Here is a 14,652-nt window from a genome sequence, read left to right on the forward strand (position 1 = left end):
GCTCAACCTGTGGGGGCGAGGCTTGCCCGCGAAGGCGATCTGCCTGACACCCCAAAACTCAGAGCTGCCAAACCTCAGGCCCAACAAAAAACGCCCGGGCATTATCCTCAAGGCTTTCCAGGTGATACCCGCCCTCCTGCACGATCAGGCACGGCAATCCCAGGCTGCGAATCCGCTCGCCCAGCCGCGCAAAGCCATCCCGGGTCACTGCCACTTTGCTCTGCGGGTCCAGCTCGAAAATATCGAAGCCCAAGGACAGCACCAGCACCTCGGCGCCGAAGTCTTTCACCGCCGTCAGCGCCTCCTCCAGGTGCCCGAGGAAATCCGCCTCGCTGGCGCCATGGGCCATCGGCAGATTCAGGTTGAAGCCCTCGCCCGCGCCGACACCGCGCTCATCGGCAAACCCGGCCACCCCCGGATAGAAGTTGGTCGGATCACCATGCACCGAGACGTACAGCACGTCGTCGCGATCGTAGAAAATCTCTTGAATCCCCTGGCCGTGATGCATATCAGTGTCCAGCACCGCGACGCGCTCAAATCCGCCGCGTAAGACCTGAGCCGCGACAGCCGAGTTGTTCACATAACAAAAACCACCGGCCGCTTCGGCCCGAGCGTGGTGTCCTGGCGGTCGGCACAGGGCATACGCCGCCGGTTCGCCATCGAGCAACGCCTGGGCACCGGCAATCGCGCTTTGCGCCGACCAATATGCCGAGCGCCAGGTCTGCTCGCCCACCGGGCAACTGCCATCGGCCAGGTATCGGGCAGCTTGGGCGAGAATCCCGCGCAAGGCGTTGGGCTCGCGGACGAAGATGTTGGACATGACTTCATCGCCCCAGTCCTCGGGGATGTCCTTCCAGCGCTGATGGGCTTCTTGCAAGAAGGTCAGGTAGGGCGCGCCGTGAACGGCCAGTAATGGCGCCAGTCCTGCGTCGGTCGGTTGCTCGACGTTGAAGCCCAAAGAATACGACGCCTGCACCAGGCGCTGCGCGCGTTCGGGCACTTCCTGCGGCGTACGCATTTGCCCGCGAGAGTAGTAACTGCGTGGATGGTGGAGCAATTGTTCGGGGTGGAAAAAACTGCGCATGGGATCAATTCCTGTCAGCTAAACGTAAATCTCAAAACGTAGCGCGCGCCCTGTAGGAGCAAGGCTTGCCCGCGATGGCGTCAGCACATTCAACATCGATGTTGACTGACACACCGCCATCGCGGGCAAGCCTCGCTCCTACAGGGATTAGGTTTATTCAGTTCTTTGGGCGCGGGCCAACACGGCGTTGAGCAACACGTCGGTGCCCTGGCGCACGTCTTCCGGCAGCACGTCTTCGGCTTCGTTATGGCTCAAGCCTCCCACGCACGGGATAAACACCATCGCTGTCGGGCAGTACCGCGCCAGGTGAATCGCGTCATGCCCGGCGCCGCTGACAATCGATTGCTGAGCGTAGCCCAGGGCATCCACCGCGTGCTGCACCGCCGCCACGCACTCGGCGTCGAACGGCGTGGCCGGGCTGATCCAGTGCGGGGTGATGGTCAGGTTCAAGCCACGGCCATCGGCAATCGCCTGAAGTCGCGCGCGGACTTGCAGCTCCATCGCCGCAATCGCTTCGTCGCGATGGTGACGCAGGTCGACCGTGAAATTGACCAGGCCCGGAATGGTATTGCGCGACGACTTGTTGATGCTCAATTCGCCGACGGTGGTCAGGCCTTGCGGGGCGAAATCCGTGGCCAACCCTTCGATGGCCTGGATCATCCGCGCCACGCCGTAGAGGGCATCTTTACGCAGCGGCATCGGCGTGGTTCCGGCGTGGGCGGCCATGCCTTCGACCCGCACGTCGAGCCAGCGAATCGCCTGGCCGCCCGTGACCACGCCGATGCTCTTGGCGTTGTCTTCAAGGATCGGCCCTTGCTCTATGTGCGCCTCAAAATAAGCATCCACCGCGCCGCCCAACGGACGCTGCCCGGCATACCCGGTGCGCTGCAACGCCTCGGCGACGCTGATGCCGTCGATGTCACGCACCGCCAGCGCCGCGTCGAGCGGCATGACCCCGGTGAACACCGCCGAGCCGAACATGGCCGGGGTGAAGCGCGCGCCTTCTTCGTTGGTCCACACCGCGACTTCCAGCGGTTTACGAGTCTGGATGCCGAGATCGTTGAGGCGCCGCACCACTTCCAGACCGGCCAGCACACCGTAGACGCCATCGAAGCGGCCACCTTCCGGTTGGGTGTCGAGGTGGCTGCCCATCATCACTGGCGCCGCGTCCGGATCGGTGCCTTCGCGACGGGCGAACAGGTTGCCGATGGCGTCCACGCTCAGGGTCATACCGGCCTCACGGCACCAGTGGGCAAACAATTCGCGACCGGCCTTGTCTTCATCGCTCAGGGCCAACCGGCAGCTACCGCCCCGGGCCGTGGCGCCGATTTCGGCCATGGCCATCAGGCTTGCCCGCAGGCGTTCACCGTTAATTTTCAACATGAGTTACTCCTGCAAATTCTGGATTAAGCGTTGGCCAATTCGAGGCGTTCAGCGCTGGCATGGCGACGGGCAAGGGACAATACGCAGATCAGTGAAGTGGCGGCGATCAGGCTGTAGAACACCGCCAGCGGCCACCATTGGCCGGCGAACTTGTGCGCCAGCAAAGTGCCGACCAGCGGCGTCAGACCACCGGCTACCGCGCCGCAAATCTGATAGGCCAGGGAGATCGCGGTGTAGCGCACCCGGGTTTCGAACATGCCGCTGACGTACCCGGCAATCACCGCGTAGAACGAGGCCATGCACACCACCGCCAGGGCGATGCCGAGGATGATCAGCGGCGCCTGGGCCGAGCTGACCAGCACGAACATCGGGTACGGCGAGGCCATCGCCAGCACCGACATCAGGCACAGGAAACGGATGGCGCCGATCTTCTCCGCGACCCACGCCGCCAGAGGCTGAATGCAGAACTGAATGATCGCCACCACAAACAAACATTCGAGGATCAGCGAGCGCGGCAACTCCAGTTGCTGGGTGGTGTAGGCGATCATGAAGGTGTTGGTGAAATACACCCCGGCGATCCCGAGGGTGTTCGCGCCAATACACAGCAGCAGCGGACGCCACGCGGTGCGCAACACTTCCATCACCGGGGCCTGTTCCTTGCGTGTGCTTTTACTGGCCAGTTCGCGGCTGGCGAGGAACTCAGGGGATTCGTTCACACCGAGGCGAATTGCCAGGCCCACGATCAGCAACAGCGAACTGGCGAGGAACGGCAGACGCCAGCCCCAGCTCATCAAGTCGGCTTCCGGCAAGCGAGTAACCGCACTGAACGCCAGCAACGACAGAATCAAACCCGCCGGGCTGCCCAGTTGTGCAAACGAGGCGAAGAAGTTGCGTCGCCCCTTAGGCGCATGCTCACCAGCCATCAACACCGCTCCGCCCCACTCACCCCCCACGGCGATGCCCTGGACGATGCGCAGCAGGATCAACAGCACCGGCGCAGCGACGCCGATTTGCGCGTAGGTCGGCAGCAAACCGATGCACACCGTGACCACACCCATCATCAGCAACGTGATGATCAGCGACTTCTTGCGCCCGATGCGGTCGCCGATATGGCCGAAGATAATCCCGCCCAACGGTCGCGCAAAGAAGCCCACGGCGAAGGTGCCGAACGCGGCCATGGTGCTGAAGAGTTTGTCGTCGGAGGGGAAGAACAGCGCGCCGAATACCAGCGCGGCGGCGGTGGCGTAGATGTAAAAGTCGTACCACTCGATCATGGTGCCAATGAAGGCTGCGGCGGCCGCACGGCGTGGCTGTGACGAAGCATGAGGCTTCATGGGTCTGGGCTCCCTTGGTTATTTTTTTGGCAGGAGTGAAACAGCTAATCAGCGGCGCTCTGATGGCGCCCGTCTGGGGGTGATTTATCGTCCCGGGGCTATGATTAGTCAATTTTCTATTTATTATGCGGACTATTACGTCAGCTTATAATCGAGAACCCCATGGCCGAACGCGACGTGCAACGCCTGCTCAATGACCGACTGGACTGGAACCTGTTGCGCACCTTCCGGGTGATCGGCCAGGAGCTGAGCATCAGTCGCGCCGCCGCCCGTTTGCACCTGACGCAACCGGCGGTGAGCCAGGCGCTGAAACGGCTGGAAGAACAACTGGGCCGCCAATTGATCGCCCGCCGCGGGCCGCGCTTTGCCCTGACCGAAGTCGGCGAGCAGATCTTCGAATTGGCCGGGGAAATCTACGGGCAGATGTCCCAGGTCAGCAGCGTGCTGGAGCAACCGGCCGATGAAGTGATCGGCAAGGTTCGCCTGTTGATCATCAGCCGGATCTACTCCGAACGCTTCGATGACTTCCTCGCCGATTTCCACCGTCAACATCCGCGCGTGGATCTGGAAGTGGACGTGATGCGCAGTTCCGACATCGTCAGTGCCTTGCAGGAGAAGACCGCGACCCTGGGCCTAAGCCTCAACCGGCGCCCGCAACCGCGCCTGGAACAACGATTGTTCCTGCGTCAGCGCTATGCGTTTTTCTGCGGCAAGCACCATGGGCTGTTCGGCCAGCAGAACGTCGCCGAAGGGGATTTGCAGCGGGAGAATTTCGTCAGTTTCACCAGCGACCAAATCGGCGGCATGCTCTCGCCGCTGACGATTTTCCGTGACCAACAGGGCTTCAGCGGACGCATCGTGGCGTCGTCACCGAGCCTGGAAGAAGTCCGGCGCCTGGTGATCGCCGGGTTCGGCATCGGCTGTTTGCCCGAGCACGTGGTGGCGGCGGATGTCGACGCCGGATTGCTCTGGCGCCTGCCGCCCCACGAAGGGATTGCCGATGTGGACATTCATTTGCTGTGGAACCGCGAGCAACGCATGAGCCGTGCCGAGACGTTGTTTATCGAGAGCTTGCAGGCGTCCCTCGCGGTTTAAACGCGTAATACCTGCGCAACCGGCTCGCCGGAACGCAAGCGCTCAAGCAGGCGTGGTTCGGCACGGTCGGAAGCCAAGGCTTGATTGATGACAGCCGCCGCCGTTGGCCAATCGAGAAACAGCACGCCGTTGTCGTCCGCCAGCACCAGATCACCGGGATTGACCATCACGCCTGCGCAGTGGATCGGCTGATTGAGCTGGCTGTCGCCGCGCCCATGCAACTTGGTGGTCAGCAAACTGGTGCAGCGCGCGAACACCGGCAGCCCGGCCTCGCGCAGCTCCAGCAGATCAGTCACCGCGCCGTCCACCACGATCCCCACCGCCCCGGCGCAACGGGCCGCGCAACTGGTGACGGCGCCGACCGGGGCGTGCTGCCAGTCGCCCCCGGTGTCGATCACCAGCACATCGCCGGGTTTGATCAGCGCCAGGGCCTGGTTGACCGCGATGGCGTCGGCGCCCACCAGTTTCAGGGTCAGCGCCCGACCCACCACTTTCACATTCGGCACCATGGCCCGCAGTTGCGAATCGGCGAAGCCCTCTTCCAGAAAATGCCCGAGGGTTGGGAAGCTCACGGCGTTGAGCTGTTCGATCAGTTTCGACTCATCCATTGTGCGGCTCCTTCGCGATCAACTCGGCAACACAATCGATCTCCAGCGCCACGCCCCACAACGCCACGCACACGGTGGTGCGGGCCGGCGGCGCATGGCCGAGGCATTCGCGATACACCGCGTTGAACGGCTCAAGTTGCGCCGGGTCGGTGAGGTAGGCGTTGACCTTGATCACATGGCTGAAATCCGACCCGGCCTCAATCAGGATCGCCTCCAGGTTGCGCAAGGTTTGCCGCACTTGCTCGGTGAACTCGGCGGGTTGCTCATCAAGGGTGTTTTGGGCCGGAATCTGCCCGGCGGTGAACACCAGATGCCCGCTGACCACCGCTTGTGAGTAAGGCCCGACCGGGCCGATAAAGCCCGGGGCGGATTGAATTCTGCGCATGTCGGTTAACTCCCAGGGTCAGGCCGCAGCCGATTTGAAGGGTTTGTTCGGGGTATCGGCGGGCGCCTCTACCGGGACTTCGCTGATGTCGCGCTTGAAGGTTTCGGTGAGCAGCAACAACGCCACCAACGAAATCAGCGCGGCACCGATCATGTACCAGGCCACCGAAGAACCTTTGCCGGTCGCCGCCAGCAATGCCGTGGTGACAATCGGCGTTGCCGCGCTCCCCAGCAACCCGGATAACATGTAGCTGATCGACAACCCCGAATAACGCACCCGCGTGCCGAACAGCTCGGCGAGGAACGTTGCAATCGGCCCGTAGTTGGCGGCGAACGCGGTCATCAACAACAGGTAGCCGAAGATCACCAGCGACAACTCCTGGGTGTCCATCAACCAGAACATCGGGAATGCCACCAACGCTTCGGCGACGATGCCGGCAACGATGATCGGCTTGCGTCCGTAGCGGTCCGACAATGCGCCGAACAACGGCAACATGAGGATGCACCAGGCGCAGGACAGCAACACCACGCCGAGCATCGTGCTGCGACTGAAACCGAGATTCTGCGTGCCGTAAGTCAGGCCAAACGCGACGATGATATTGAATGACGCACCGGTGGACATCGTCGCGATCCCGCCCAGCACCACTTGTTTCCAATACTTGCGGAACACTTCGGCCAGCGGCATTTTCACCTGCACCTCGGCTTCCTTGACCTTGTTGAAGGCCGGGGTTTCGGCGATGTTCAAGCGAATGTACAAACCGACGGCGATCAGCAGCACGCTGGCCAGAAACGGGATGCGCCAGCCCCAGGCCAACAGGTCTTCCGGCGACAGCCACGCGGCGATCAACAGAAAGGCCAGGTTGGCGATCATGGTCCCGGCCGGAACGCCGATCTGCACCCATGAACCGTACAAGCCGCGCTTGTTGGCCGGCGCGTGCTCTACCGCCATCAACACCGCCCCGCCCCACTCGCCACCCAGCGCCAAGCCTTGAATCACTCGCAGCAATAGCAACAGGATCGGCGCCCAGATGCCGATGGCGGCGTAGTTGGGCAGCAGGCCAATGGCGAAGGTCGCGGCGCCCATGGTCAGCAGCGAAATCAACAACATCGATTTGCGGCCCAGCTTGTCACCAAAGTGCCCGAACAACGCGGCGCCGACGATGCGGGCCAGGTACGCCGAGGCGAAGGTGCCGAACGCCAGCAACGTGCCGATCAACGGCACGAAATCCGGGAAGAACACTTTGTTGAACACCAGCGCCGACGCCGTGGCGAAAACAAACAGGTCGTACCATTCCACGGTGGTGCCGATGACACTGGCCACGGCGATTTTTTTCATGCTGATGGCCACTTCCGGCGGTGGGCCGGACTTTTCTGCGGACGATAGATCGCTCATCACTGACTCCAGGAATTTATTTAATTGTTTTTTACTGGCAGTAAAACGTTTCGAGGCGAGGGCTTGTTGTTAGGTCTCGCCCAACTTAATGGGCGAGTTTGTTATTAGTAACCCAGTGTTCTGTCCGCACAATTGAGTAGCGGTTCGTCGGCATTTAATCGGCGAAAGTTCTCCGCGACTTGTTCGGCAATACAGTCGTGGGACGCGGCCGAGGCCATGTGTGGCGTGATCGTGACGCCGGGCAATGTCCAGAGGCGATGCCCGGCCGGCAGCGGTTCCTGTTCGAAAACATCCAATAAAGCGCCGCGCAGTTTTCCGGCTTTTAACGCGTGTTCCAGATCATCGATGTTCAAATGACCGCCCCGGCCGCAATTGACCAGCGCGGCGCCATTGGCCAATTGTTCGAACGTGCTCTGGCCGAGGATGCCGCGGGTTTCATGGGTCAACGGCAACAGATTGATCAACAACTCCACGCCATCGAGAAACGGGTTCAGTTGTTTGGTACCGGCGAAGGTCTGCACGCCGTTCAGCGCCTTGCTGCGGCGCGCCCAGCCCCGCACGTCATAACCGGCGGCGGCCAGGTCCTCGGCGATCGCACTGCCCAAAGAACCGAGTCCCATCACCCCGACCTTGAACTGCCCCGCCGCCCGCTGCAGCGGTCGTTCCCAATGCTGTTGCCGCTGTTGCTCCAGCACCTGGTCGAAGCCACGGTGATAGTGAATCACCGCCCAACGCACGTACTCGGTCATGCCTTGACGATGGCCGGGATCAACCACTCGACACACCGGCAAATCCGGGCACGACGGGTCGTGTTCCAGGTGATCGATACCGGCGGCCACCGAGTGGATCACTTGCAGGTTCGGCAATGCCCCGAGGCTGTCCGGCAATGGAAACCAGCACGCGGCAATTTGCGCATTTTTGGCCAGCGGATCATCGACCAGCACGGTGGTGAGTTGCGGCGCGCTGCGGGCAAACGCGGCTTGCAGTTGTTTGAGCAACAGGGTGTCGCGGGACAATAAAACAACGGTGTTCATGAAAGGTAGGACTCGCGCTGGGATTCGATCAGGGTTAAAGCGGCCTCCCAAGCCAGGTCGATGATGTTGTCCTGTTCATCACGGTCAAACTGTTCGGCGGTGTGCGCACAGACTTCCGGGGATGGGTAATGCAGCGCCGAACCACCGGCCAGCGCCGCGACTTGCGCCTGACAGGCACGCTCCAGAAAGTGGATTTCCTGGAACGCCTGGGCCACCCCGGAACCGCCGACCAGCAAGCCGTGATTGCGCAGGATCATCGCCCGGTGCGGCCCCAGGTCAGCGATCAAACGCTCGCGCTCATCCAGCGACAACGCGATGCCTTCATACGTGTGATAGGCCAACTTGCCGTAGAACTTCAGCGCGTGCTGACTGATCGGCAGCAAGCCGTGTTTCTGCGCCGCGACCGCCATGCCCGCTGCGGTGTGGGTGTGGATCACGCAATTCAGGTCCGGGCGGGCCATGTGGATCGCCGAATGAATGACGAAGCCTGCGGCGTTGACGCGGTGGCCTGCGTATTCGGGATCGACGTTGCGCCCGTCCTGATCGATGCGCACCAGGTCCGAGGCGCGCATGCGGTCGAAAATCACCCCGTAGCGATTGATCAGGAAATGATGCTCGGGCCCCGGAATCCGTAGGGTGATGTGGGTGTCGATCAAATCGGTCATGCGAAAGTGCGCGACCAGCCGATACAGCGCCGCCAGTTCGCAGCGGGCTTGCCATTCAACCGAGTCAATGTGTGCAGGTTTACTCACGAATACACCTCTTTAGCAGCGTGGGTGACGACCGGGTTGGCGCGCAGGCGGGCCAGGCCACAAACACCGATCAAGGACAGGGCCGAGAGCAAGGTGAAGAACACCGCCAGCGGCCACCATTGCCCGGAAAACTTGCTCGCCAGCAACGTGCCGATCAGCGGCGTGGTGCCGCCGGCCAATGCGCAGCTCAATTGGTAAGCGATGGAAATGCCCGAGTAGCGCAAGTGCACCGGGAACGCTTGGGTCATGTAACCGGCGATCACCGCATACAGCGCCGAGAGGATCACCACCGCCAGGGCAATACCGACCGTCATCAACACAATGTTTTGCGTGCCGACCAACAGGAACATCGGGTACGGCGTGACCATGCACAGCAGCGCGACGAGTTTTAGGAACCGTCCCTCTCCAATGCGTTCGGCCAGCAGTGCGGAGATGGGCTGCGAGAGCAACTGAATGATGGTGACCAGGAACAGGCAGTCGAGGATTGTCGAGCGCGGGATGCCCTGGTATTGGGTGACGTAAGTGATCATGAAGGTGTTGGTGAAGAAGAACCCGGCTGAACCGATGGTCACGGAGGCGGCAGCGAACAGGATCTCCCGCCAGCACGTGCGGATCACGTCCTTGACCGGGTATCGGGCAGTCTCGTTGTTGTCCCTGGCCTTGGCGAATTCCGGTGATTCGTGGACGCCGGAACGGATCATCAAACCGACCATCATCAGCACGCCGCTGGCGAGGAACGGCAGACGCCAGCCCCAGGCAAGAAAGTCCTCTGGCTCAAGCGAAGTCACTAAGCGAAAAGCGATCAAGGCCAACAGCAAACCGGCCGGGCTGCCGAGTTGGGCGAACGAGGCGTAGAAGGTTTTGCGCTTGGCCGGTGCGTGTTCGCTGGCCATCAGCACCGCCCCGCCCCACTCGCCGCCGACGGAAATGCCCTGGATGAGTCGCAACACAATCAGCCCGACCGGCGCCCAAATGCCGACACTGGCGTAACTCGGCAGTAAACCGATACCGGCGGTGGCCAGGCCCATCAGCGCCATGGTCACCAGCAACATTTTCTTGCGGCCCAGGCGATCACCCAAGTGGCCGAAGACCATGCCCGCCATCGGCCGGGCGATGAAGCCGACGGCGAAACTGCCGAAAGCCGCAAGGGTGCTCATCACCGGGTCGCTGCTGGGGAAGAACACTTGCCCAAGCACCAACGCCGCCGCAGTGGCGTAGATGTAGAAGTCGTAGAACTCGATGGTCGTGCCAATAAAAGCAGCGGCCGCGGCTCGTCGCGGTTGGAGGGTAGTGTGCATGCAAGGACCCTGTGTATTTATAGTTTTGGGCAGGTACTGAAGGCTGTGGACGGTTGCGCTCTGTGGCGCTTGTGGGCTTTATCGCTTCCATGCCAGGATTAGTCAATTTTCAAATTCTTATCTTTACTATTAGCGCTGCTACTACATGGATGCCTTATGCCCTCCACTTCGAACCCGTGGGTCGGTCGTCGATTTCTCAATGACCGGCTCGATTGGAACCTGCTGCGCACTTATCTGGTGATCGGTCAGGAAGGCAGCATGAGCCGCGCTGCCGCGCGTTTGCACATCACCCAGTCGGCGGTGAGCCAGGCGCTGAAACGCCTCGAAGAACAATTGGAATGCGTGCTGATTGCCCGCAGCGGACGACGGTTTGATCTGACCGAAACCGGGGAAGAAGTCCTGCGGATTGCGGCGGATATCTACGGGGATATTTCGCGCTTGGGCACGGTGGTGGAGAGCCGGCATGACGACGTGGTCGGCAAGATCCGTATCCTGACCGTCAGCGGCGTGCAGGCTCGGCACTACGACGAGTTCCTCGCCGACTTCCATGAAACCCACCCGAAAATCGAACTGGAAGTCGAGGTGATGGGCAGCTCGAACATCATCAGTTCGCTGCTGCAAAAAACCGCGACGATTGGCGTTGGCCTGTGCCGTTTGCCGCAGCCTCGGCTTGAGCAGCGGGTGTTGTTTCGTGAGCGTTATGCGTATTTTTGCGGGCAGCGTCATCGGCTGTTCGGGCAGGAGAACTTGACCCTGGAGCAACTCGCGGCGGAGAACTTCGTGAGTTTTACCAGCGACCAATTGGGCGGCAATCTGTCGCCGTTGACGCTGTTTCGCGACCAACAAGGCTTTACCGGCAAGATCGTCGCCTCTTCCACCAGTTTCGAAGAGATTTACCGCTTGATCTGCGCAGGGTTTGGGATTGGCTGTTTGCCGGTGCACTTGGTGCGACGGGATGTCGAGCAGGGTTTGCTCTGGCGTTTGCCGCCGGAAGAGGGGGTGGTGGATTTCGATATTCAGCTGCTGTGGAACCGCGAGCAGAAGATGACGCAGGCGGAAACGGTGTTCCTGGAGAGCTTCCAGCACATGCTCAGCATCCGCGAGCCTGTGCTGTGAAGCCCTGAGCGCTTAAACGTGCGGGTCGCCCGGCGGTTTGGCTGGCGTGGCGTACTGCGGCTTGAGATGGCCGTCCTGGTCAAGTAGCCAGGCGTCCATGATCTGCCGCACCACCGGACCGGCGACACGACCACCGGCCTCGCCGTTTTCGATCATCACCGAGATGACAATCTTCGGGTGCTCGGCCGGGGCGAAACCGACAAACAAGGCGTTGTCGCGGTTACGCTCCAGGGTTTTCGCCCGGTTGTAACGCTCGCCCTGCTTGATCGCCACCACTTGCGCGGTACCACTCTTGCCGGCGATGCGGTACTGGGCGCCCACTGCGGCGGCCCGGGCAATGCCCCGCGCATCGTGCATCACCATTTGCATGCCGTGGTTGACCTGCTCCCAGTCACGCGGGTCCTTGAGCAGGATGTTCGGCATCGGGTTCTCGTCCACCGGCGCCACACCATCGACGGTCTTGGCCAAGTGCGGTCGGTTCCAGACACCCTTGTTGGCAATCAACGCGGTGGCCTGGGCCAGTTGTAGCGGCGTGACCTGCATGTAGCCCTGGCCGATGCCGAGGATCACCGTTTCGCCAGGGAACCAGGGCTGGCGGCGCGTGGCGCGTTTCCAGGCTTGGGACGGCATCAGGCCGGGAGACTCTTCGAACATGTCCAGCGACACTTTTTCGCCGAGCCCGAACATCGCCATGTAATCGTGCAGACGGTCGATGCCCAGTTTGTGTGCCAGGTCGTAGAAGTAGGTGTCGTTGGAACGCATGATCGCCGCGTCCATGTCCACCCAGCCGTCGCCGCTGTGGTTCCAGTTGCGGTACTTGTGATCGAAGTCCGGGAGTTGGTAGTAACCGGGGTCGAAGACGCGGGTTTGCGGAGTGACCACGCCGGCATCGAGGCCAGCAATGGCGACTTCCGGTTTGATGGTCGAACCTGGCGCATACAGGCCGCGCAAGACGCGGTTGAACAGCGGCCGGTCGATGGAATCGTGCAGGGCCGCGTATTCCTTGAAGCTGATGCCGGTCACGAACATGTTCGGGTCGAAGCTTGGCTTGCTGACCATGGCCAGCACTTCGCCGGTCGATGGATCGAGCGCGACCACCGAACCGCGGCGGTCACCCAAGGCATCTTCGGCGGCTTCCTGAAGGTGAACGTCGAGGCTCAGAACGATGTTTTTGCCGGGCGTCGGATCGGTGTGCTTGAGCACGCGCAGCACGCGGCCCTGAGCGTTGGTCTCGACCTCTTCGTAACCGACGTGGCCGTGCAATTCGGCCTCGTAGAATTTTTCAATACCGGTCTTGCCGATGGACTGGGTGCCACGGTATTCCACTCCGTCCAGTGCCTTGGATTCTTTCTCGTTGATGCGCCCCACGTAACCGATCGAGTGGGCAAAATGCACGCCGAGCGGGTAATGACGGACGAATTGCGGCTCGACATCGAGCCCTGGCAGGCGGAATTCGTTGACCGCCAGTACCGCGATTTGCTGTTCGGTGAGTTCGTAGAACAAGGTGACAGGGACAAACGGATGCCGGGCCTGCTTCATGGCCTTGTCAAACAACGTGCGGTCTTCGGCAGGCAAATGCAGGAGGTTGACGACCTCGTCCAACTCCCCTTTTACATCGGAGGCGCGTTCGCGGGTGATGGTCAGGTTGAAACTGGGCCGGTTGTCGGCCAGAACCACGCCATTGCGGTCATAGATCAGCCCTCGGGTGGGGGTGATCGGCAAAACGTGGACGCGGTTGTTTTCGGAGATGGTCGAGTGATAGTCGAATTCGACCACTTGCAGGACATACATGCGCACAACCAACGCACAGGTGATGGCGACCACAAACAAGCCGCAGGCCATCAGTCTCTTGTTGACCAGGCGCGTCTCGTTTTCGTGGTCCTTGATCGGTATCGGTTCGGGCATTTCTGTAGCAGCTCTTTGACAATGAAGGGGTGCCTTATCCTCAGGCTTGAAATCAGTCCATTAAAAATGAGCTGCACCATACCAAAAAGCAGGCCGTCACTTTAGTGCGATTTCCTCGAACGGTTGTCCTTGAAGGCCAAAACGACGGTCGGGCGTGTCGGAGCAAGTGGCTGACTCGTGCGTTTTACTCAAGATTGATATTCCGATTCATGCATTTTTCTTGCGGATGGGCCTGTAGATACTGAGTGCATGTCATTCCCTCTGGAGTATTTCATGCACTCACGTTTTCAACGATTACTGGGGTCGAACGGATTTTCCATCGGCCTTGAATTACCGCTGGATAACGACTGGTCCAGTACTGGTCAGCGTCTGCGACTGGCCGAGGAGAGGCCTTTTGGCGTTCCTGATTTGAAGCAGCATGCAGCTATGGCTCGTTTGGCTGACAAGTCTGGGTTTCGTGCGCTTTGGGTGCGTGACGTACCGGTGTATGACCCGAATTTTGGCGATGCTGCGCAGGTATTCGAAACATTTTCCTACCTGGGCTACCTGGCGGGGATCACCGACAACATTATGTTGGGCACCGCTGCGGTGGTACTGCCGTTGCGTCAGCCCTGGCTAACACTCAAGGCTGCGAACAGTGTCGACGAGCTCAGTGATGGACGCCTGCTTTTGGGCGTGGCCAGTGGTGACCGTCCGATGGAATATCCGCTGTTCGGTGTGGATTACGCGCAACGAGGAGCGATTTTTCGCGATACGGTTGAGCTGCTGCGTAGCCAAGGCGAAGGTCGCTTGCCTGAAGGCGCGCGGTTGCTGCCGGAACGTGATCAGCCAGTGCCGTTGCTGGTGGCGGGGCTGGGTCAACAATCGCCAGCCTGGATCGGCGAGCATATGGATGGCTGGCTCGCTTACCCCGGCACGCCGCAAGAGCACCGCCGTCGAGTAGGACTCTGGAGGGAAGTCGGCAGCGATAAACCTTACATCAGCTTTGTTCATCTGGATCTGGAAGCGAACCCGAATGCGCCGATGCGGCGTGTGCGCTTCGGCGGCAGTTGCGGGAGATTGGCGTTGATCGATGAGCTTCAGGCTTTGCGCGATGCCGGCGTGCAGCATGTCGGCCTGCATATGCGCCGTAGTGAACGACCGGTCGCGGAAGTCATTGAGGAGATTGCTGAATTCGTACTGCCGAAGTTTCACTGACAGCGCGATGGGTTGTAATCAGGGATAGCCATAGTGCTGTCCCTTTTCGTATGCCACTTTCCTGCGGGC

Annotated in this window: 13 protein-coding genes; 3 read left to right on the forward strand and 10 right to left on the reverse strand. The window is 60.9% G+C overall.

Annotated features, from left to right (window positions below; genetic code table 11):
• Window positions 1–58: 58 nt before the first annotated feature.
• From V5E99_RS26020 to V5E99_RS26030, 3 genes are all read right to left on the reverse strand, one after another.
• Window positions 59–1,084 carry a histone deacetylase family protein gene (locus tag V5E99_RS26020; protein WP_499805136.1) on the reverse strand — a complete coding sequence of 342 codons (1,026 nt, stop codon included), beginning with the start codon at window positions 1,082–1,084 and terminating at the stop codon, window positions 59–61.
• Window positions 1,085–1,237: 153 nt separating this feature from the next.
• Entirely contained in the window at window positions 1,238–2,467 is a 1,230-nt protein-coding gene (locus tag V5E99_RS26025; protein ID WP_499805138.1) for a Zn-dependent hydrolase, read from the reverse strand.
• 23 nt (window positions 2,468–2,490) lie between these two features.
• Window positions 2,491–3,801, reverse strand: coding sequence for an MFS transporter (locus V5E99_RS26030; RefSeq protein WP_499805139.1), 1,311 nt, complete (start codon window positions 3,799–3,801; stop codon window positions 2,491–2,493).
• Between the two features lie 162 nt (window positions 3,802–3,963).
• Here V5E99_RS26030 and V5E99_RS26035 point away from each other — a divergent pair, with 162 nt between their 5' ends.
• On the forward strand, window positions 3,964–4,896 hold the full coding sequence (locus tag V5E99_RS26035; protein WP_499805141.1) for a LysR family transcriptional regulator: 933 nt from the start codon (window positions 3,964–3,966) through the stop codon (window positions 4,894–4,896).
• Here the strand turns inward: V5E99_RS26035 and V5E99_RS26040 are convergent.
• The 6 genes from V5E99_RS26040 to V5E99_RS26065 form a co-directional block, all read right to left on the reverse strand.
• Window positions 4,893–5,504, reverse strand: coding sequence for an RraA family protein (locus V5E99_RS26040; protein ID WP_499805142.1), 612 nt, complete (start codon window positions 5,502–5,504; stop codon window positions 4,893–4,895). The two genes, V5E99_RS26035 and V5E99_RS26040, sit on opposite strands and share 4 nt — an antisense overlap.
• Window positions 5,497–5,889, reverse strand: coding sequence for a RidA family protein (locus V5E99_RS26045; protein ID WP_499805143.1), 393 nt, complete (start codon window positions 5,887–5,889; stop codon window positions 5,497–5,499). The genes V5E99_RS26040 and V5E99_RS26045 overlap by 8 nt, the downstream gene beginning before the upstream one ends.
• Before the next feature lie 18 nt (window positions 5,890–5,907).
• A complete protein-coding gene (locus V5E99_RS26050; RefSeq protein WP_499805145.1) occupies window positions 5,908–7,281 on the reverse strand; it encodes an MFS transporter in 1,374 nt (457 codons plus the stop codon).
• Between the two features lie 104 nt (window positions 7,282–7,385).
• Entirely contained in the window at window positions 7,386–8,315 is a 930-nt protein-coding gene (locus V5E99_RS26055) for a 2-hydroxyacid dehydrogenase (protein WP_499805147.1), read from the reverse strand.
• Window positions 8,312–9,067 carry a class II aldolase/adducin family protein gene (locus tag V5E99_RS26060; RefSeq protein WP_499805148.1) on the reverse strand — a complete coding sequence of 252 codons (756 nt, stop codon included), beginning with the start codon at window positions 9,065–9,067 and terminating at the stop codon, window positions 8,312–8,314. The genes V5E99_RS26055 and V5E99_RS26060 overlap by 4 nt, the downstream gene beginning before the upstream one ends.
• Complete coding sequence (locus V5E99_RS26065; protein WP_499805149.1) at window positions 9,064–10,365, reverse strand: MFS transporter; 1,302 nt, start codon at window positions 10,363–10,365, stop codon at window positions 9,064–9,066. The genes V5E99_RS26060 and V5E99_RS26065 overlap by 4 nt, the downstream gene beginning before the upstream one ends.
• A gap of 156 nt (window positions 10,366–10,521) precedes the next feature.
• Between V5E99_RS26065 and V5E99_RS26070 the strand changes: the two genes are divergently transcribed.
• Entirely contained in the window at window positions 10,522–11,481 is a 960-nt protein-coding gene (locus tag V5E99_RS26070) for a LysR family transcriptional regulator (RefSeq protein ID WP_499805151.1), read from the forward strand.
• A gap of 12 nt (window positions 11,482–11,493) precedes the next feature.
• On the opposite strand, the gene mrdA is transcribed toward V5E99_RS26070, so the two are convergent.
• The gene (gene mrdA / locus V5E99_RS26075) at window positions 11,494–13,386 is read right to left on the reverse strand and encodes a penicillin-binding protein 2 (RefSeq protein WP_499805152.1); all 1,893 of its coding nucleotides are present in this window, start codon (window positions 13,384–13,386) and stop codon (window positions 11,494–11,496) included.
• Window positions 13,387–13,659: 273 nt separating this feature from the next.
• Between mrdA and V5E99_RS26080 the strand changes: the two genes are divergently transcribed.
• A complete protein-coding gene (locus V5E99_RS26080) occupies window positions 13,660–14,583 on the forward strand; it encodes a TIGR03571 family LLM class oxidoreductase (protein WP_499805154.1) in 924 nt (307 codons plus the stop codon).
• The last annotated feature ends 69 nt before the right edge of the window (window positions 14,584–14,652 follow it).

It is taken from the genome of Janthinobacterium sp. LPB2021202312-11-4, from assembly GCF_037049705.1.
GTDB lineage: Bacteria > Pseudomonadota > Gammaproteobacteria > Pseudomonadales > Pseudomonadaceae > Aquipseudomonas.

Bases quoted from the DNA above. Each gene is read 5' to 3' on its own strand.
- V5E99_RS26065 (WP_499805149.1), bottom strand. From the start codon at position 10,365: ATGCACACTACCCTCCAACCGCGACGAGCCGCGGCCGCTGCTTTTATT.
- V5E99_RS26040 (WP_499805142.1), bottom strand. From the start codon at position 5,504: ATGGATGAGTCGAAACTGATCGAACAGCTCAACGCCGTGAGCTTCCCA.
- V5E99_RS26025 (WP_499805138.1), bottom strand. From the start codon at position 2,467: ATGTTGAAAATTAACGGTGAACGCCTGCGGGCAAGCCTGATGGCCATG.
- V5E99_RS26030 (WP_499805139.1), bottom strand. From the start codon at position 3,801: ATGAAGCCTCATGCTTCGTCACAGCCACGCCGTGCGGCCGCCGCAGCC.
- V5E99_RS26020 (WP_499805136.1), bottom strand. From the start codon at position 1,084: ATGCGCAGTTTTTTCCACCCCGAACAATTGCTCCACCATCCACGCAGT.
- V5E99_RS26080 (WP_499805154.1), top strand. From the start codon at position 13,660: ATGCACTCACGTTTTCAACGATTACTGGGGTCGAACGGATTTTCCATC.
- V5E99_RS26035 (WP_499805141.1), top strand. From the start codon at position 3,964: ATGGCCGAACGCGACGTGCAACGCCTGCTCAATGACCGACTGGACTGG.
- V5E99_RS26050 (WP_499805145.1), bottom strand. From the start codon at position 7,281: ATGAGCGATCTATCGTCCGCAGAAAAGTCCGGCCCACCGCCGGAAGTG.
- V5E99_RS26070 (WP_499805151.1), top strand. From the start codon at position 10,522: ATGCCCTCCACTTCGAACCCGTGGGTCGGTCGTCGATTTCTCAATGAC.
- V5E99_RS26055 (WP_499805147.1), bottom strand. From the start codon at position 8,315: ATGAACACCGTTGTTTTATTGTCCCGCGACACCCTGTTGCTCAAACAA.
- V5E99_RS26045 (WP_499805143.1), bottom strand. From the start codon at position 5,889: ATGCGCAGAATTCAATCCGCCCCGGGCTTTATCGGCCCGGTCGGGCCT.
- mrdA (WP_499805152.1), bottom strand. From the start codon at position 13,386: ATGCCCGAACCGATACCGATCAAGGACCACGAAAACGAGACGCGCCTG.